The organism is Candidatus Villigracilis vicinus, from assembly GCF_016702885.1.
In the GTDB taxonomy this organism is placed as follows: Bacteria; Chloroflexota; Anaerolineae; order Anaerolineales; family Villigracilaceae; genus Villigracilis; species Villigracilis vicinus.
Window position 1 is genome coordinate 330,566 of record NZ_JADJDD010000025.1, and the last position, 19,683, is coordinate 350,248.

16 protein-coding genes and 1 pseudogene are annotated in these 19,683 nt (G+C 49.9%); 14 read left to right on the forward strand and 3 right to left on the reverse strand.

The window, feature by feature from the left end:
- Positions 1–47: 47 nt before the first annotated feature.
- From IPG80_RS17545 to IPG80_RS17600, 12 genes and pseudogenes are all read left to right on the forward strand, one after another.
- Positions 48–395 carry a hypothetical protein gene (locus IPG80_RS17545; RefSeq protein WP_345109587.1) on the forward strand — a complete coding sequence of 116 codons (348 nt, stop codon included), beginning with the start codon at positions 48–50 and terminating at the stop codon, positions 393–395.
- 6 nt (positions 396–401) lie between these two features.
- Complete coding sequence (gene pgl, locus IPG80_RS17550; RefSeq protein WP_345109589.1) at positions 402–1,118, forward strand: 6-phosphogluconolactonase; 717 nt, start codon at positions 402–404, stop codon at positions 1,116–1,118.
- A gap of 59 nt (positions 1,119–1,177) precedes the next feature.
- Positions 1,178–2,092 (forward strand): annotated as a pseudogene (gene gnd, locus IPG80_RS17555) (phosphogluconate dehydrogenase (NAD(+)-dependent, decarboxylating)); the annotation flags it as partial.
- A gap of 76 nt (positions 2,093–2,168) precedes the next feature.
- Positions 2,169–3,650 (forward strand): glucose-6-phosphate dehydrogenase, encoded by a 1,482-nt coding sequence (zwf, locus tag IPG80_RS17560; protein WP_345109592.1) that lies wholly within the window; start codon positions 2,169–2,171, stop codon positions 3,648–3,650.
- 411 nt (positions 3,651–4,061) lie between these two features.
- Positions 4,062–4,229 (forward strand): hypothetical protein, encoded by a 168-nt coding sequence (locus IPG80_RS17565; protein ID WP_345109595.1) that lies wholly within the window; start codon positions 4,062–4,064, stop codon positions 4,227–4,229.
- Positions 4,196–5,179, forward strand: a complete 984-nt coding sequence (locus tag IPG80_RS17570) for an efflux RND transporter periplasmic adaptor subunit (RefSeq protein ID WP_345109598.1) — start codon at positions 4,196–4,198, stop codon at positions 5,177–5,179. Before IPG80_RS17565 ends, IPG80_RS17570 begins: the two co-directional genes overlap by 34 nt.
- A 65-nt stretch (positions 5,180–5,244) precedes the next feature.
- Positions 5,245–6,387, forward strand: coding sequence for an ATP-binding cassette domain-containing protein (locus IPG80_RS17575; protein WP_345109601.1), 1,143 nt, complete (start codon positions 5,245–5,247; stop codon positions 6,385–6,387).
- A complete protein-coding gene (locus IPG80_RS17580; RefSeq protein WP_345109606.1) occupies positions 6,384–8,777 on the forward strand; it encodes an FtsX-like permease family protein in 2,394 nt (797 codons plus the stop codon). Before IPG80_RS17575 ends, IPG80_RS17580 begins: the two co-directional genes overlap by 4 nt.
- Before the next feature lie 147 nt (positions 8,778–8,924).
- Positions 8,925–9,410 (forward strand): hypothetical protein, encoded by a 486-nt coding sequence (locus tag IPG80_RS17585; RefSeq protein ID WP_345109608.1) that lies wholly within the window; start codon positions 8,925–8,927, stop codon positions 9,408–9,410.
- Positions 9,411–9,518: 108 nt separating this feature from the next.
- Positions 9,519–10,202, forward strand: a complete 684-nt coding sequence (locus IPG80_RS17590) for a response regulator transcription factor (protein ID WP_345109611.1) — start codon at positions 9,519–9,521, stop codon at positions 10,200–10,202.
- A gap of 52 nt (positions 10,203–10,254) precedes the next feature.
- The gene (locus IPG80_RS17595) at positions 10,255–11,595 is read left to right on the forward strand and encodes an ATP-binding protein (RefSeq protein ID WP_345109614.1); all 1,341 of its coding nucleotides are present in this window, start codon (positions 10,255–10,257) and stop codon (positions 11,593–11,595) included.
- An 83-nt stretch (positions 11,596–11,678) separates the two neighbouring features.
- The gene (locus IPG80_RS17600; protein ID WP_345109617.1) at positions 11,679–13,778 is read left to right on the forward strand and encodes a WD40 repeat domain-containing protein; all 2,100 of its coding nucleotides are present in this window, start codon (positions 11,679–11,681) and stop codon (positions 13,776–13,778) included.
- 99 nt (positions 13,779–13,877) lie between these two features.
- Here IPG80_RS17600 and IPG80_RS17605 read toward each other — a convergent pair whose 3' ends face one another.
- A complete protein-coding gene (locus tag IPG80_RS17605; protein ID WP_345109620.1) occupies positions 13,878–14,183 on the reverse strand; it encodes a hypothetical protein in 306 nt (101 codons plus the stop codon).
- Between the two features lie 2 nt (positions 14,184–14,185).
- The gene (locus IPG80_RS17610; protein WP_345109623.1) at positions 14,186–14,674 is read right to left on the reverse strand and encodes a DUF4405 domain-containing protein; all 489 of its coding nucleotides are present in this window, start codon (positions 14,672–14,674) and stop codon (positions 14,186–14,188) included.
- Positions 14,675–14,824: 150 nt separating this feature from the next.
- Here IPG80_RS17610 and IPG80_RS17615 point away from each other — a divergent pair, with 150 nt between their 5' ends.
- Positions 14,825–17,668, forward strand: coding sequence for an FAD-binding and (Fe-S)-binding domain-containing protein (locus IPG80_RS17615; protein WP_345109625.1), 2,844 nt, complete (start codon positions 14,825–14,827; stop codon positions 17,666–17,668).
- A 101-nt stretch (positions 17,669–17,769) separates the two neighbouring features.
- On the opposite strand, the gene IPG80_RS17620 is transcribed toward IPG80_RS17615, so the two are convergent.
- A complete protein-coding gene (locus tag IPG80_RS17620; protein ID WP_345109627.1) occupies positions 17,770–18,402 on the reverse strand; it encodes a YigZ family protein in 633 nt (210 codons plus the stop codon).
- A gap of 112 nt (positions 18,403–18,514) precedes the next feature.
- Between IPG80_RS17620 and IPG80_RS17625 the strand changes: the two genes are divergently transcribed.
- Entirely contained in the window at positions 18,515–19,669 is a 1,155-nt protein-coding gene (locus IPG80_RS17625) for a sensor domain-containing diguanylate cyclase (protein ID WP_345109629.1), read from the forward strand.
- Positions 19,670–19,683: the final 14 nt, after the last annotated feature.

The following is a 19,683-nucleotide window of genomic DNA, read 5'->3' on the forward strand; positions in this document are numbered from 1 at the left end:
TTCATTCGGTGTAAAATCGCAAAGAAAAAATGGAGAGAGAGGCAATCATGGCAGTAGTTAATCAGGTGTTCATTATGACATTTACACCGGCTGCGATCCCGCAGAGTGAATTGGTCGGTTTTACACGCATGTTCTCAGATCGGCTTGCAGCCAAAGATGCGGTTTTTGCCGGTCTGGTTGCGCAAATGGGAAAAGGCGTGAAAGTTGACATCTCAGCTCAGCTACACAGCACCACAATGCATACCCCTCAAGTAATGCAGAACACACTTGCCGGTTGGATGAAGAACATGAACCAATCTTTTAATCCACAATATGGCGTAAACTTTTTCGTCCACGCCATGAAAGACCCCAAGGGCATGGAAAATTATGTGCTTTTTTACTTCCTGCTCAAATAGCACATCATGCAAACGACGATCCTAACGTATTCCACACCTGATGAATTAAGCAATTCTGCATCCAATAAATTTATTGAAGCTGCCCAAAGAGCCATTTCCGAGCGCGGACGTTTTCTCGTTTCACTTTCCGGCGGCAGTACGCCAATGAAATTATTTGAACGGCTCGCCAAAGAAACGCTGGACTGGAGCCTTGTACACTTCTTCTGGTGCGACGAACGCTGCGTCCCTATGGACGATCCTGGCAACACCTACGGGCAGACGAAAAAAATCCTCTTCGACAATATCGGGATAACAAACATCCACCGCGTCGAATCGGAACTTGAGCCTGCTCTTGCTGCCCAAGCTTATGCCCACACCCTAAGCGGATTCGCCGAAGCGCCGCTCGACTTCCCGCGCTTCGATCTGGTTTTATTGGGCATGGGCGACGATGGGCACACCGCCTCACTCTTCCCCGGCTCACCTGTGGAGATCGAAACATCCACCATTGCTGTCACTGCGCAGTATCAAGACCGTCCTGCCAACCGCGTCTCTTTGACCCCCAAGGTGTTCAATCAAGCCAGAGAGATCTGGTTTTTGGTCACCGGTGCAGGCAAGGCAGAGACGTTACGCAACGTCATAAAAGGTGAAAAGAATTTGGAACTACTCCCGGCTCAACGCATTCAACCCAAAGATGGAAATCTGGTTTGGATGATCGATGAAGCCGCGGGAAAATTACTAAATTAAAATCAATAGACTTCCAAAGTCTTAAAGACTTCGAAGTCTGACAACCAAAGGAGTTTTACAAAATGGAATTAGCACTGATCGGTTTAGGCAAGATGGGTTTAAACATGGCGAAACGCCTCACCAAAGGCGGACATCGCGTGATTGGGTACGCCCGCACAAAAGAGACTGTGGACGGAGCCGTCAAGGAAGGCATTGAAGGCGCATATTCCGTGGAAGAAGCGGTCAGCAAATTGACTTCCTCCCCCAAAGCGGTTTGGGTCATGGTTCCGGCTGGAGCCACCACCACCGAAACTATCGAAAAAGTCGCCGCATTATTGAAACCAGGCGACATTATTATCGATGGCGGTAATTCGAACTACAAAGACACCATCAAACATGCCGAAATGCTCGAAGCCAAAGGCATCGACTTCGTGGATTGCGGTACCAGTGGCGGCATTTGGGGCATCACCGAAGGCTACAGCCTGATGATCGGCGGCAAGGAAGAAGTAACCAAGAAATTGAATCCCATCTTTGAAACCCTTGCTCCCGGAAAAGAACTCGGCTGGGGACGCGTCGGTCCGCATGGCGCTGGTCATTATGTGAAGATGGTTCACAACGGCATCGAATACGGAATGATGCAAGCCTTTGCTGAAGGCTTTGGTATCTTAAAAGGTAAAAAGGAATTCGGTCTCGACCTTTCGCAGGTTTCGCACATCTGGCAGCATGGCAGCGTCGTTCGCTCGTGGCTGCTCGACCTCGCCGCTAACGCCCTCGATGAAGATACCGAACTCAAAGATATCAAACCCTGGGTGGCAGATTCCGGCGAAGGTCGCTGGACGGTCTTCGAGTCCATTGATCTTGATGTACCTGCCCCTGTCATTACCCTCGCCCTGCAAATGCGCTTCGCCAGCCGCGATGAAGAGAACTACCCAGCCCGCATGCTTTCCGCCCTGCGTAATCAGTTCGGTGGACATGCAATAAAGAAAGCCAAATAATTAAGACAACGGACGACAGACCATTGACCATGGAAAAAAATCCATGGTCTGTTGTCCATCGTCAATGGTCAATTTTATGAATACACCACTTTACAACGGACTACTGACTACGATCGTCATCTTTGGCGCATCCGGCGACCTGACTCAACGGAAACTGATCCCTTCGCTTTTTAACCTTTTCCACAAACGCCGCACTCCAAAGAAATTTCAGATCTTCGGTTTTGGCGGCACTGCATTCACCGACGAACAATTCCGCGAACATTTACACAAAGGCATGCAGGAATTTGCCGGGTATGAATTCACCGACGAAGAATGGACCGTTTTTGCGTCCAGCCTGCATTACACATCCGGAAAATATACAGAGACCAGTGACTTCCAAAACCTCGCCGAAATGCTCACCGTTTCAGAAGAAGGCGAAGCGAATCGTCTATTTTATATGGCAGTCCCCCCCACTCTTTTCCCTGCCATCATCGATAACCTCGATGCCACGGGTCAGTTGGTGGAGAATGGCGGCTGGAGACGCGTAGTGCTCGAAAAGCCCTTCGGGACCGACCTCGCCTCGGCAGTGGAATTAAACAAGCAAGTTCATAAAGCGTTGCACGAGAACCAGATCTATCGCATCGACCATTATCTCGGCAAAGAGACTGTACAAAACATACTCTTCACGCGTTTTGCCAACACCATCTTCGAGCCGATCTGGAACCGCAACTACATCGACCATGTGCAGATCACCGTATCAGAGAAAGTCGGCTTGGAGCACCGCGCCGGTTTTTATGATGGCGTCGGTGTTCTGCGCGACATGTTCCAAAACCATATTCTGCAAATATTAACCCTGGTTGCCATGGAGCCCCCGGCTTCCTTTAGTGCGAGCCACCTGAGAAACGAAAAGGTAAAAGTCCTCAGCGCGATCACGCCAATGACTCCTGAGCAGGTGGCGGTGAATACGGTGCGAGCCCAATACAAAGGCTATCGTAACGAAGAAAAGGTCAACCCCAAATCCACCACACCCACGTACGCCGCCCTGCGTCTTTACATCAATAACTGGCGCTGGAAGGGTGTGCCCTTCTACTTACGATCCGGCAAAAACATCGCAGAAAAACAGACCCAGATCATCATCCAATTCAAAGAGCCGCCGACCACCATGTTTCCGATGCAGACCATGAAGCCGAATATGCTGGTGCTGTATCTACAACCGGACGAGGGCGTGCATCTGCGTTTTGAAGCCAAAGCACCAGACACCGTTAACGAAACCCGTTCCGTGGATATGGAATTCCACTACGAATCTGCCTTTGGAAAATCTGCCATTCCAGAATCCTACGAGCGCCTCCTGCTGGATGCCCTGCAAGGCGATGCCTCTCTCTTTACACGTGCCGACGAGGTGGAAACAGCCTGGTCGCTGATCGACCCCATCCTCCAAACATGGGAAACGCATCAGACTCCGCCTCTGGCTGTGTACAAGCCAGGAAGTTGGGGTCCCCCTGAAGCTTACGATCTACTCGCCCGAGATGGGCGGCGCTGGCTCAATGAAGAAGCCAGTCGCCTATTGGATAAAGAATAAAAATCATAAAGACCACGCGGCAGGCGTGGTCTTTATGATTAAAAACCATTCTCAAGGAGCGGGGAATTTGCGCATGAGCCGGGTAGACTAATAAAAGAAGGCACTGCCATAAATCCAACTGGGGCTATTTCAAATATTGATTTAATTTCGCTTCACAGCATACCGAAGCTGCGGGACAATTCATCCATCCTCCATGTTAAACTATTGACTTAATAACAATTTGATACTATTATAAGATTATTATTAGTAATCATTTGACAGTACTAGTAAACACCACACTCGAAGGGTGGGCAAGCCGAAGTACGCTATTTCGGAAGAAATACAAAATTTTGCAACCATACGTAAAGAACAGCGTATATTTTTTGATTGCATTTCTTAATAATCAACTAGATCATTCTAAGGAAGTCTAATATGAAAAGAAAAATAGTTATCACCCTCATCCTTGTCAGCACATTCCTTGCCGCGTGCGGCACATCTGCTCCGACAACAGAAGCCACCCCCATCCCCACAGTTGAAGCCGGTGACATCATCATCGCCGAAGGAAGTTGGAGCCGATCCAATTCACTGAAGTTTCCTTAAATACTGATGGATTGGTCAGCAGCATCTCAATAGAAGAAGGCGATAAAGTAGCTGCTGGAGACGTCATTGCAGTCGTCGAGTCAAGCGATTCGCAAACACTGGAAGATGCCCAGGCAAAGGCAACCCAAGAGCTGACCACCGCCTACCAGGAATTCAGAGACACTCAAAGCAAACTTGATGATTTCGATGTCCCTGCCCGTTTTAATGGGATGACCCCCACTGAAGCCGTGACAGATTCCCTTGAGAAACTCAACGTAGCCCGGGCGGAATTCGAACCGTATAAACATCTGGACGCAAAACTCGTCGAATACGCCGAGAAAAGCGTGGACACTTCATTAATGAGTCCCGAAGAATTGGAAATCCACTTGTCCATGCTGGAAGAGAATGAAAATGACGACCGCCCAGTGACCGGCGTGCCGCGTATCAAGAAAAAAAATCTAGACAATGCATGGGCGATCTATCGTGTCGCCATTCAATGGCTTGACCTTGAATCCAAATTCCAAAACGCACAGGTGCGGCTGACAAACGCCCAGGCAGACTACAACGCCCTTGAAGATGCAGATTTCTCGCTAGACACCGCCGGACTACGCGCCATACTTGCCAATGCTGAATTACGCGCCCCACATGCAGGCGTGGTCACCAACCTCGACCTCAAGGTCGGCGAATTTGCCACCACCAATGCGCCGGTTGTGACCATTGCCGATACATCCAAGTGGATCGTCAAAACCACCGACCTGACCGAGATCGATGTAGTCAATGTCAAAGAAGGTCAACCCGTAACGGTCAAGTTGGATGCCATTCCCGGCTCCGAGTTCAAAGGGAATGTTCTTGCCGTCAGTCAGAATTTCTCTGAAAATCAGGGTGACGTGGTTTATGAAGTCACCATTCTGCTCACCGACCTCGACCCATCCATGCGCTGGGGTATGACCGCCGTAGTTACCTTTGAATAGAAAACCTTTGAAGGCAAAATGCGTTCCCCACCTTCGGGATTTTCGAGCAAGAGAAAGAGATCTTTATGGCTATAACATTTCTTAAACCCAAAGCAGAAACAAGCAGCGCGGATAACCATCCAATGATCGACATCCGCAGCGTGAACAAATTCTATAAAACCGCCATTGGTGATTATCACGCCCTTAGTGATGTAGACCTGCAAATTCATGCAGGGGAATTCGTCAGTATTATCGGCAAGTCAGGCAGCGGCAAAACCACGTTGCTCAATATGATCACCGGCATCGACCGTCCTTCGAATGGTGAAGTATGGGTCAATGGAACCGGCGTACACGGTTTGAACGAAAACCAAATGGCACGCTGGCGCGGAAAAAACCTCGGGGTTGTCTTCCAGTTCTTTCAGCTGTTGCCGATGATCTCCGTCATCGAAAACGTCATGCTGCCGATGGATTTCTGCCGCATGTACACCCCATCTGAACGCCGCCAGCGCGCCATGGACCTGTTGGAACTTGTAGAGCTGGCGGAACATGCACATAAACTCCCCACGGCGCTTTCCGGCGGTCAACAGCAACGTGTTGCGATCGCGCGCGCCCTTGCCAACGACCCACCCGTCATCATTGCCGATGAACCCACTGGGAACCTGGATTCAAAAACAGCGGAGTCTGTCTTTGCATTGTTCAACAACCTTGTCAATAAAGGCAAGACCATCATCATCGTTACACACGACAGCGCCATGGCAAAACGCACCCATCGCACAGCCCTCATTGCCGATGGCGAGATCGTCAATGAATATGTGGCAAAAGCCATGCCAACACTTTCGCACACTCAACTCTTGCAGGCAACTAAATCGGCAAAGGCACTAAATTTCGAACCTGGAGCCATGATCCTTTCGGAAGGCACGAATGCGGATGCGTTCTTCATCGTCTCGCATGGGACAGTGGAGGTCATCCTGCCGCGCCCTAATCAATCGGATGTGATCGCGCTTCAACTCGGACCCGGAAAAGTGTTCGGCGAAATGGAATTCTTTCATGAGAAAAAACATCGCGCCTCCATCCGTGCCTCCGAAGCGGGCCCTGTGGAAGTGTTAGCCATCGGGTACGACAAGCTCGCAGAATTGCTGGAGCAGTCCGACGTTACGCGTGAAGCGCTGAAAGAAATGGCTGGCAAACATAATGGGGAGAATTTGTCGTGGCGGGGAGTCTCGTCATGATCAGCAGTCGTTGGAAAAAAGTCTGGTCTGACTTTTGGAGCAACCGCGGGCGGACGTTATTAACGATTGTCACGATTGCGGTGGGCACTTTTGCCGTCGGATTCAATAGCAACCTCGGCTTGTACATGAATGAGAGTATGGATGGTGACTATCTCTCTGCCAATCCCTCTGAAGCGGAAGTGTACGCCTCAGACCTGGATGATGCGAGTGTCAAGATGGCGCGTGAAATACCCGGCGTGGAAGCCGTGGAGGGCACATCCAGTGTAAGCGCACGCATCGTCCACACAGATGGGACCATGGTGCAGATCATCTTCATTGCAGCAGAAGACCCGGCAGACCTGACCTTGAATTACCTCAAGCCTGCTCCCGACGATCTCAGCATTCCGGTTTACGGGGATAAGGAAACCATCATCGACCTGAGCGCTGTCTCGCTCGGGTACGAACCTGGCGATATGATCCTTGTAGAGCTGGGCGATGGTAAGCAGCGCGAAGTGAAATTGGCTGGCTATATGCACGCAGTAACGGGTATTCCATACAACCTTGCACAACAAGTTTATGCGTACGTGACACCCGACACGCTTGAATGGCTGGGAGGCACCACAGACGGTTACGACCGGCTTTCCATCAGCGTAGCTGAAAAGCAGACCGATGCTGAGCATGTAACTGCGGTAGCCCAGGCAGTGGCAGATAAACTGGAACGTGCCGGTTCAACGGTATTCTTTGTCAGCGTTTATCAACCGGGTCATCATTTTGCCTATAGCATTACACAAGGCGTATTCTTTGTCCTTGGGATACTCGGCTATCTAACCGTACTTCTTAGCGGATTCCTGATCGTCAATACCATCACGGCGTTGATGACCCAACAAACCCGACAGATCGGTATCATGAAAGCAACTGGCGGTAGCGGTGTACAGATCTTTTTTATGTATATGACGCTGATCGTTGCCTTTGGTATCGGCGCTCTTCTCCTTGCAGTGCCATTGGCAAATGCAGCCGCAACAAACATCGGCGGAGGTATGGCAACTTGGTTAAACTTCTTTGCTGCTCCCTACAAAGGCTATGGCACGACGATTATTCAGCAGGTACTTGTAGCCATTGTGATTCCGCTTCTGGCTGCGCTGCTACCGATCTACAACAGTGTACGCATCACTGTGCGCGAGGCGCTTAGCGATTACGGCTTGGGCGGGAACGCCAAAGCAAAAGAAGAGACAACCCATCAGAACTCGGTTTTGATCCCGCGCCCGATCCGTATTTCCTTGCGCAACACGTTCCGGCGCAAGACCCGCCTCGGATTGACATTGTTCACCCTGGTGTTGGGCGGCGCGGTATTCATTGCGGTATACAACCTTTGGGCTTCTTTCGACAAGACCATTGAAGATATACAAGGTTATTTTCTGGCAGACATCAATATTTCTTTTGACCGCGGTTATCGCTTTGATAAAGTGGCAAGCATCGCGCAAAGCATCCCTGGCGTGGTGAGCGCCGAAGGCTGGCTGGAATATACCGGCACGGTCGAAATGAACGACGATGATGCCGGAACGCAGATCTTGTTTGTTGCGCCGCCTTCGACCTCGATCCTGATCGACCCCATCATTACATCAGGTCGCTGGCTGGAACAGGGTGACGAAAACGCCATTGTGATCGGCAATCACCTGTTACAAGTGTATCCCGATCTAAAAGTCGGCGACTCGTTAACCATTGACATTGACGGCAAAAAAACAGAGTGGACCATCGTTGGTACCTACAGCATCACTGGCAATGTCAGTCCTCCGCTGTTGTATGTCAACTATGAATACTTGAGCGTACTGGTCGGCGAGCCGGAAATGGCATATTCACTGCGTATCATTACTGACCCGCACGACTCTGCCACCCAGGGACGCATCAACGATCAGATCCAGGCAGCATTCAAGCAACGCGGCATTCAGATCCAATCCACGCAATTGGGCGCAGATTTCATCCGCGATCAAAAAGCACAGACGGATATCCTCGTTTATTTTATGCTGGTCATGGCAACCTTGATCGCCATCGTTGGCGGGCTGGGGCTGATGGGAACGATGAGCATCAACGTCCTCGAACGTACTCGCGAGATCGGCGTCATGCGCGCCATTGGCGCCAGCAACGGCGACATTCAAGCGATCGTCATTACCGAAGGTATGGTCATTGGACTGCTGAGTTGGGCGATCAGCATTCTGATCTCCGTTCCCATCACGAACGTGCTTTGTTACGGCGTTGGCATGGCGATCCTGACCGCCCCCATGCCCGTCGTCTACGGCGCGACGGGTGTCATCGCCTGGCTGATCTTCACCATCGTGCTGGGTACGCTCGCCAGCGCCCTGCCCGCACGGCGCGCCTCGCGCCTGACAGTAAGAGACACACTGGCATACGAATAAATAAATTCACGCATCACGGATTTAGGGAGGCATTTTCCGTGATGCGTGATGGCAACACCCCCTCCCCACAACTTCCACACATTTCCTCCACTCCATCGAAATACCCGCATGGGAGAATAGACTCAAGTTTACAAATTGGAGGTAAACATGAAAACTAATAAATGGGTCCGTTGGATCATCACCACTTTACTGACCGTGATCGTTCTGGCAGGCGTCGGGTTTGCGGGCTTCCGCGTTGGCGTGGCACAAGGTGCGAACTTAACTGCCGATGGGGCAATGCTTATGTTCCAGCATAGCCGCGGTGGCGACGGCAGCATGATGGACGGTAATTCCAACATGCGTAGTTCCGGTCATGGACACAGCTTTAAAGGACAGACATCGGAACAGGGTCACGATTTCAGTGGGCGTAATTCCTCACGTGGTCGTGATGGATTCTCCTTCTTCTCTCCGTTATTCGGACTGCTCCGACTGGCAGTGCTCGGCGGGCTGGTTTGGCTGGGCTACACCCTTGTCAAGCGCAGCGGCTGGCGGGTGGTTAACGTCAATGCAAGCCAGGCAGCCAGCGCAGAACCTGAACCTGTAGAAGCTGTAGAAGCAGACGTGGAAGCCGAAGAGAAAAAAGACGAGGCGTGATCCACCTCTGATAATGAAAAGAAGAGCCCCCGCCTGTTATGAGGCGGGGGCTCTTCTTTCACGTAACCCCCACAATTTCTTCACAGCATCTATGGGATAATCTTATCCATGCCGCAAACCATCCTTATCGTTGACGATGAAAGACGTATGGTCTCCCTTCTAAAAAGCTATTTAGAGCAGGAGGGCTATCGCGTTGCCACCGCATATAATGGGCGCGAAGCATTGGACGTCGCCCGCAAAGAAAACCCCGACCTGGTTGTACTCGACATTATGATGCCCGAGATGAACGGGTATGATTTTATGAACGCCCGCCGTGCCGAAAGCGATACCCCCATCATCATGTTGACCGCAAAAGTGGAAGATGACGACAAGATCATCGGGCTTGAGCTCGGCGCAGATGATTATGTGACCAAACCTTTCAAGCCACGTGAACTGATGGCACGCGTCCGCAATGTACTGCGCCGCGCCGGAAAAAATGAACCCAAAGGCAAAGCCTTAAAAGTACTGGATATTACCCTGGACCATGAAACACGCGATGTTCAGATCGGTGAACGTCATGCAGATCTAACCCCCTCCGAATTTGACCTGCTCGCTGCACTCATGACCAACCCGGGAAAAGTCTTCTCACGGCTCGACCTCCTGGATGTCATTCAGGGTGTCCGCTATGAGGGCTACGAGCGCACCATCGATACGCATATCAAAAACCTGCGTGCCAAAGTGGAAGAAGACCCGCGTAAACCCAACCGCATCGAAACGGTATACGGTGTGGGCTACCGCCTAAGAAAGTCTTAAAACAAAGTCAATAACAGACGTTGATCGTTCAACGCCAGCATCCATCTCCAATATGAAACTTTCTACCAAACTCATCCTCGCATTCTTACTGGTCAGCATTTTCAGCACGGGCATTATCGTGTTGTCTTCCCGTATCCTTGCCAACCGTGAGTTTGAGCGCTTTATGGATGACCGTTATCAAAGCGAACTTGCCGAGGAACTCGCAAGGTATTACCGCAACAATCAAACCTGGGATGGCGTTGAGAACGAATTCCAACGGTATGGACACGAACCAGACAAGAACAGTGAACCACACCCACTTTATTTTTCCATTTCAGACACACAGGGTAACATCATCGTTGCGGGAAACGGTTACACCAAAGGCGAGCCCTGCAATGAAGAAGATCTCGAGAATGGATTCCCTATTCAGGTCGATAACAATACCGTCGGTGTACTCCTACTTCCCACTTCTCCCAATCAACGCAGCCCGCTCGATTACGAATTCCTGCGCCGCCTGAATGGTTCTATTTTTCTAAGTGCCTTCGCAACACTGATTCTGGCGCTTTTCCTTGGTGTGCTGCTCTCTCGCAGCATTTCACGACCCATTCAGGAACTTACCAAAGCCACACACAACATGGCAGATGGAAATCTCGGTCAGCAAGTGCCGGTACGTTCACGAGATGAGATTGGCGAGTTGACGCAATCCTTCAATAAAATGAGCGCTGACCTTGCACGTTCATTCAACTTACGCAAGCAAATGACCGCCGATATTGCCCATGAACTGCGCACGCCGCTAAGCCTCATCCTTGGGCACGCCGAAGGTGTGAAGGATGGCGTTCTCAAACCAAATCGCGAGAATTTCGAGATCATTCGTGAAGAAGCCGAAAGGCTCGAACACCTTGTCAATGACCTGCGCACATTATCGCTTGCGGATGCCGGTGAATTATCCGTTGATTTCCAATCTGTGGATGTGAACGTCCTCATGAGGGATGTTCACGCTCATTACCTGACCCTATTCAATCAACAACGCATCGCCCTTAATCTCGAAGCGGCTCCCGGTATTCTGACAGTGAATCTTGACCCTGGGCGCTTCACTCAAGTCCTCAATAATATCCTCGACAACGCCCTACGCCACACCCCCGAAGGCGGAAGCGTGGAACTGAAAACAAAGCTCACAGAAAAGCGAATCCAGCTTTCCGTTAAAGATAGCGGCGAGGGTGTCACTCCAGAAGAAGCGCAACACCTGTTCGATCGTTTCTACCGTGTAGACGCATCCCGCACTCGTGATGATGGCGGCTCTGGCTTGGGGCTTGCCATTGCCAAGTCCATTGTGGAAATGCACAAAGGGCGCATCTGGGCAGAAGGTGAAAAAGGCAGGGGCTTGCTGGTGATCATTGAATTGCCACAAGCGTAATCGGCTATTTTTCCCATCTATTTGACAACACCCTCACAACCACATACAATCTCTAAAAAAATAATGTATGTGGAGTGCATATTGTGAATGAACAACCAATAGTCGGTAAAAAAACTTCCGTCCGCCTTGAATTCATCGTTGGTTGTATTTGGTTTCTTGTGTTGGGGGTGATTGCCGCACTGGTGGCTGCATTGTTCCTCGTCCCTGGGCTCAACCCATTTACACCTCCCCCTCAACCAAGCCCGATCATCCCAACAAACACTGTCACGGTTACTTCCACTCGCCCGCCAACCCTTACCCCAAAACCAAGCGCCACAATTCCACCATCTCAAACGCCTACCCCCACCCCGGCTGCACTTGATCTCAATAACACAAGCCAGATCAAGGAAATTCATAAACTAGGCAAAGGGGTCATTGGGCAGATCGTTTATTCCCCAGATGGTTCGCTGATTGCAGTGGCGTCTTCAACAGGAATCCGGCTTCACAACGCAGAGACACTTGAAATCATTGCCGAATTTGCAACAGATCAGTGGATCGCCAGTCTGGCGTATTCTCCAGATGGAAAGAGCGTTGCCGCCTGGCTGCCCGATGGTTCGGTCAGTTTATGGGATACGTCCACCAGCGAATTGATCAAGACGTTTGCAGCGCCAAGTGAGAATGGCTCGATCCGTGTTACAGCCGATGAGATGCACAACGTCACGTTTTCTCCCGAGGGTCAGCTCCTGATCGCCGGGCATGGGGATGGTTCCATTCATATTTGGGATATTGCAAGCGGAGAGCTGCGCACAACCATCAAGGCATCTGAAACATCCATTCAAGGACTTGCCATTTCTGCAGATGGAAAACTGCTCGCAAGTACCGCAATCCTTGAGGGAGCTGTAAGAATTTGGGATGCCCAGAGCGGCATCTTGATCAAGGAACTGCTTTTTGAAGGTGCTCCTGCCCTAAACCTGAACTTCTCGCCAGATGGCAGCATCCTTGTTGTATCCGGGGCGGTATACTCCAAGAAAAAAGACAGCGTCGAATCCTTGGTTAGCCTTTGGAGCACCCAAGATTGGCAGGAGACCAAAACCATACAAGGCGAGGAAGGCGGCGCAAGTCGGATTATTTTCACGCCGGATGGGAAAAATATAGTTGCCCGCATTGGTTCGAGTCTTTCCGTTATAGAGATCGAAACCAGTATTGTCACGCATACGTTTATTGAGCAGACGGGATATGTCCACACGCTTGCCGTTACCCCCGCTGGTAACAGCATAGTATCCGGAGCCGATGATGGCACATTGACCATTTGGGATATCGCCAGTCAAACGCGGTTTGTATCCACTCATGAATATAGTGACAGGATCAACGATATGATCCTCTCGCCTGATGGGAACGTCCTGGTTACCGCCTACGAAAATGGCAATATTTCCATGTGGAATGCCGCCAGTCAGGAACTGATCCGCACATTGAACACAGTAGATAGTTCCCCAACCTGCCTTGCCTACTCACCGGATGGAGTTTGGCTTGCCGCCGGCTTTGAAGACAACAGCATTCATATTTGGAATTCAGGAGATGGTGTCGAAGCCTTCAAATTGGAAGATCACAGTGGCGACATCAACGATCTTGAATTTTCTTCAAACGGAATGTTTCTCGCTTCCGGTTCTGAAGATAAAACCATTCGTATCTGGGACATGACAGACGAAGCGAAAATGATCCAGATCATTAAAGATAACAGTGGACAGGTCTTAACCGTGTCCTTTTCTGCTGATAATGCATATTTATTAGGCAGTACACAAGAAGGTGAGATCAAACTTTGGGAGACAACCAAATGGAAACAGCTCTATGGGTTGAAAGAGAACACCTTTACCATCCTCAGCCTGATTTCGCCGGATGGGCAAACCTTCGCCACTGCGGATTTTTCCAAACTTAATGTACGGCGTCTGATCCTGGGAGATGTTCTTGTAGAAATGGAAACAGAACAACTGGGTATCGAAAGCCTTGCTTACTCCATCAATGGCGCAATTCTACTCACAGGGGATGCAGAAGGGCTGATCAAAGTATGGGGATCCGGCAATGGCTTCTCTTACGGAGAATTAAAGGCTCATAACGGGGGTGTGGAACGTATCATCTTTGTCAGTGACGGTAAAACCCTGATCACGGGGTCCAGAGATGGAACCGTACGCTTTTGGAACACTAGATAAACGTTATTGATGCATTTACAAGGGATTAAGGGATTTTATTAAATGAAAAGATGCCTGAAAGATCAATGATCATCAGGCATCTTTGGTAAGGTGAAAAAATTACGACGTGGTGAGTTTCTTTACCTTCTTCCCAGTCCAGGTAGTGGCATAATAAATTCCACCTGCAAAGGTCATTAGAACCCCAGCCTTTATCATACCGCCTGGGAAACGAAACCCACCTTCGCCGCGTTCGCCATGCTCTTCACGTTCCGGGCGGAATTGCTCTCCACCTTCTTGAAATTGTGGGCTTCCTCCCTCAAAAGACTGTACATTTGATGTACCGGCGGCATTCACCCCAACATACATCAGCCCTCCAATCAGAGTGGCAATGACAACGAGCACGAGAACTCGAAAGAGTGTTTTCATCTTTATGCCTCCTCAGCAATCATGGCAGTTTGTTGTGTCTTTCCGCCGCTTAGGAACACCCGCTTGAAAGTGGTCACGATCCAAGTCCAATGCATGGCGAGGTGTACACCCATGATAAGGAGCGAGAGGTTGGCAGACATGTCATGCAGCCTGCGCCACGCAAAGTTCATCGGCAGAACGATCCCCAAAGCAGGCATTGCTGACTCTGAAATCATAATTCCTGAAAGCATGATCAGGATGCCGTCGATGAAGAGCAGCCAATTGAGGACATAATTGACACGTGCACCATTGGTTGCCTTGGCAAAAAAACGTCTGGTGACGTTCACGATCCAAGACCAACTCAACAGCAAATGCACAATCACCGTTGCTGCAGCAGCGATCGAAAGCCATTCATGAATGGCAAGTCCGCTGAAACGCGGATCCATCGTAATGAGGAACGCCACAAAGAGCGCAATATCCAGAAGAAGTTTTGTTCGATTTGAGTTAGACATTTTATCTCCAATATAAAATTTCCAGTCGCTCTGAAAGCGACCTTTTCAAATTTTATAGAATTAGCGCTTTTTCGGGTGGTAAAAATGCGAAAAGATTATGAAGAAGTTGTAAAATACTCTTAAAGATAATTTATCCTCTGGAAATCCCCAATGACACCTTCCCTAGCCGCCATCCTCCCCGCCTCGCGCATTCGTGACCGTCTCATTGACCGCATTGCCTACGCCAACGACGCCTCGTATTTTCGGCTGGTGCCACAGGCGGTGGTGCAGCCGAATTCCATCGGCGAGATTCAGGCGCTGTTTCAATTCAGCCAGCAGAATAGAATCCCAATGACCTTCCGCGCGGCAGGGACGAGTCTCTCCGGGCAAGCGGTGACGGATGGCATTCTTGTAGATATTTCCAAGCATTGGGGGGATTACAGTGTAGAAGAAAATGCGGGCAAAATTCGTTTTCAGCCTGGCATTGTAGGTGGGTTCATCAACAACGTGCTCAAACCGCATGGACGGCGTATCGGCCCCGACCCTGCGTCCATTGACGCGTGCATGATGGGCGGCATCCTTGCCAATAATTCCAGCGGTATGTGCTGCGGCACGACAGAGAATTCCTACAAGACCATCCACTCGATGACGTTTGTGTTACCGAATGGATTCGTCCTTGATACGTCCCGCCCCGATGCGCACAAGATTTTTGAAAATGAACAGCCGCACATCGCTAAAGGTCTGCTTGAACTCAAGCAGAGAATTCTGAATTCAAACGCAAAATATAAAAACGAAACTCTCGCAGAAAAAATTCGCCGTCGTTATCAGATGAAGAATAACAACGGCTACCTGCTCAACGCCTTTCTTGATTTCGAGCATCCGCTTGATATTCTCATCCACCTGCTCATCGGCTCCGAAGGCACGCTCGGATTCATCGCCGAGGGCGTGCTCCACACCTTGCCCGATTACACCTACAAATACACGGGGCAGATGTACTTCAAAAACATCCGCGACGCGGCGGCGGCGGTATATCCCATCAAGCAATCAGGTGCGCGCGCGGTGGAAGTGATGGATAGAGAGTCGCTGCGTTCGGTGGAGCATTTGCCGGGCGTGCCTGCCATTCTCAAAGAATTGCCCGCGGGCGCAACCGCAATTCTCGCCGAGTATCAAGCGTCAGATTCAGAGACCATGCTCCAGTTTAAGAAAGAGGCGGGGCGCGTCATCCACGAACTCAAATTGATTCACGATGTCAACTTCACCGATGACCCCATCGCGCAAGCGGCGTTGTGGAAACCGCGCAAAGGCATCATCGCATCGGTTGGCGCGATGCGTCCGCGCGGCACGACCTCTGTCAATGAAGATGTTGCCTTTCCCGTTCAGCATCTCGCCGACGCCGTCACTGACCTGCGCCATCTCTTCGATGATTTCGGCTACACCGAGGGCGTCATCTTCGGGCACGCGAAGGATGGCAATTTGCATTTTCTCGTCAATCAGGCGTTTGACACGCCAGAGCAAATTCAGTTCTTCGATAAATTTCTGCGCGAGATGGTGGGCATCGTCAGCGGAAAATATGATGGCTCGCTCAAAGCCGAACACGGCACGGGGCGTAACATGGCGCCGTTCGTCGAAACCGAATGGGGCGCCGAGGCATACGCCATCATGCGCGACCTCAAATCGCTGCTCGACCCCGATGGCATGCTCAACCCCGGCGTGCTCATCAATGACAACCCGCAAGCGCACGTGACTCACTTGAAAAGCCTCGCGCTCGTCGCACCTGAAATTGACAAATGCATCGAATGTGGATTTTGCGAGTCGAAGTGCCCTAGCCGCAGGCTGACTCTGACTCCCAGACAGCGCATAGTCGTCCAAAGAGAACTCGCCTCTATGCGCCTCGCCGCCTCAGACTCAGCCGAAATTGATTCTGTTTCGAAAGATTTCACCTACGCTGGAATAGACACCTGCGCCCTTGACGGTCTCTGCGGAACAGCTTGCCCAGTGGGGATTGATACGGGGAAGTTTATAAAACGATTAAGAGCGGAAGAAGTAAAAAGTAATAAGTCGGCGGAGTGGGTTGTAGAGAATTTTGGCGTAGTGGAAAAATTGGTTGGGGTTGGCGTTTCACTTGGTCACACTGCTGAAAAAATTATTGGCGTGAATGGAGTCAAGTCCATTTCGGTTATCGCTGAAAAAGTGACAGGCTCAAGACTACCGAAATGGAATAAATCCATCCCGCACTCTCCCAAAAAACTCAGTGTCCTCCGTGACCTCCGTGATGAAAAAGAATTCATCTATTTCCCCTCCTGCATCTCCCGTCAACTGGGAACCCCACAATTACCAATTACTAATTACCAATCACTCGCCGAAACCTTCATAACCATTGCCAACCGCGCCAATATCAACCTCCACATCCCCGCCAATGCTGCCGGTCACTGCTGCGGAATGCCCTTCTCCTCCAAGGGATACAAATCCGCATACCAAGCAGCCTTGCACAAAACCCTCACGCAAATGTGGGACTGGTCTGAGCATGGAAAATATCCCATCGTCATCGACACCACCTCCTGCACGCACACGCTCAAAACCTGCGGCGATGACCTCACGCCCGAAGACAAGGAAATCTGGAATCAACTCACCATCCTCGACGGCGTGGAATTTCTACACGACCACGTTTTGCCCAAATTAGAAATCCATCCCGTGGATGAAGAAGTCATCCTGCACCCCAACTGCTCCGCCCGCAAACTTAACCTTGATGCAAAAATGTTTGCCATTGCAAAACAGTGTGCCAAGAACGCCGTTGTCCCGTTTGCCCTCGGCTGCTGTGCCTTTGCCGGTGACCGCGGATTGACTCACCCCGAACTGACCGCATCCGCCACTGAAAAAGAAACCGCCGAAATCCTCAAAAGGGATTACGACGGTTATTATTCCTCTAACATCACCTGTGAGATCGGCATGAAAGAAGCAACGGGGAAGGATTATGTGTCCATTGTGTATTTGGTGGAGAAAGCGAGTAGACCGTAAAAATGTCACCCTCCCGAAGGACATCGGGACGATATGAGCAATAGCGAAGGGACTCTTAGATAATCGTAGAGATGCTTCGCTACGCTCAGCATGACATCCTGCTACACTTTCACGATCTCTTCCTTCGTCTCGATCACTTCTGCCTGAATTTTTCCCGCAGAAATTTCGCGCATGTCTTTTTGAAATACTTCAAAATTGTCCACAGGGAATTGCAGCGTCAATGTAATATCCCCCGTGTAATCTTCACCCAAGACCTTCCCCTGATTTTTTGAAACAAACAAACGCACCCGTTCCAGCAAGTTATACGGGATCGCCATCATTGCCACATGGACGGGGACGCGCCGTCCCCGCTCCACAACATTGACAACCGATTGTGCTGCCTCGGTGTAGGCTTTCACCAATCCGCCTGTGCCAAGCAATGTCCCGCCAAAATAGCGGGTGATGACCAAAACCGCATCGCCAAGTCCACTGCCACGCAGAACGGTCAACGCAGGCTTGCCGGATGTACCACTTGGTTCGCCGTCGTCAGAAAAATATTCGGTCACGGTGTTTCCGCCGCCAATGATATAAATGGGGACGTTATGGCTCGCATCCGCGAATTCTTCTCGAATTCTCTTCATGAAGGCGCGAGCTTCGTCGATAGAAAAAGCAGGCGCGAGCGTGGCAATGAAGCGCGAATTGATCACCATCTGCTCGCGGCGAATTTCGGTCAAAGGAACTAGGTAAGGTTTCATCAGAATGAAGGAATCTTAAAAAAACTAAACTATGACCATAAAAATACACCGAAATAAAACAAGAACACAATCGGCAAATCGCATATAATCAAAAAAAGACTCAAGGTTAAATATGAAAGATACTAATTTCAACACCCTATTTAAACGGGCGTTTTTTATCCAGATTATAACTGGTTGGACCCTCCTTCTTTTTACCAGCTATTTGATTGAGGAAATTTGGATTCAGAACAGTATCGTATCTCATATTGGGTTATGGGCGATCGGACTAGTTGGTATTTATCTTTCCACGTACTGGCGCTATAACTTTTTTCGCGAGAATGGAACAACTCACGAAGACACACAGATCAGCAGTTTAATCTATCATGCTGTCATGGAAACATCCCCAGACTCCATAGCAATTACAGACATGCTAGGTAATTATATTTTCGCCAACAAACAAACTGCTGTCATTCATGGGTACGACTCGCCAGAAGAATTTTTAGGAAATAGTGCTTTTAGCCTCTTTCCCTTTAATGAAATCTCAAAAGCGGTTCAATCCATGAGCATGACCCGTGCAGATGGGATCCTTAGAAATATCGAGTTTAATCTCCTGCGTAAAGACGGCACTACCTTTCCTGCCGAACTGAGCGCAGCATTAATCAAGAATAAATCTGGAGTACCGCTGGCATTTATCGCAGTTACCCGAGATGTTACTGAACGCAAACACATTGCAGATCAGCTTAATGATATGAACGAAAAATTACGTCAACAACTGACAGAGATTGAAAAGCTGCAAATGATCCTGCACGAACAAGCGATTCAAGATCCGCTTACCGGATTATACAACCGGCGTTATATGGAAGAGGCACTTAAACAGGAACATGCCCGTGCCGCAAGGGATGGGCAAGCATTTAGCGTAGTCATGGTGGATATGAACGATCTCAAAAAGATAAACGATGGTTACGGACACATCATGGGCGATGAAGCCATCAAACAGGCGGGGAATTTACTCAAAGAGAGAATACGCGCCGAAGATATTGCATGTCGTTATGGTGGAGATGAATTCCTGGTCATCCTTCATAATGCCTCTTCTGAAACTGCCCGGCAATGCACCCAGCAATGGGAAAATCGCGCAAAAGAACTATCCATTACATCGAAAAATAAAAAAATACCGATCAGTTTCTCTATCGGAATTGCGACCTACCCAACAGACAGCAGTCATATCGAAGAACTCATTTCACTTGCTGATGCGAGTTTATATGCTGCGAAATCAAAAAGGTCATATTAATGCAGGGGTAACTT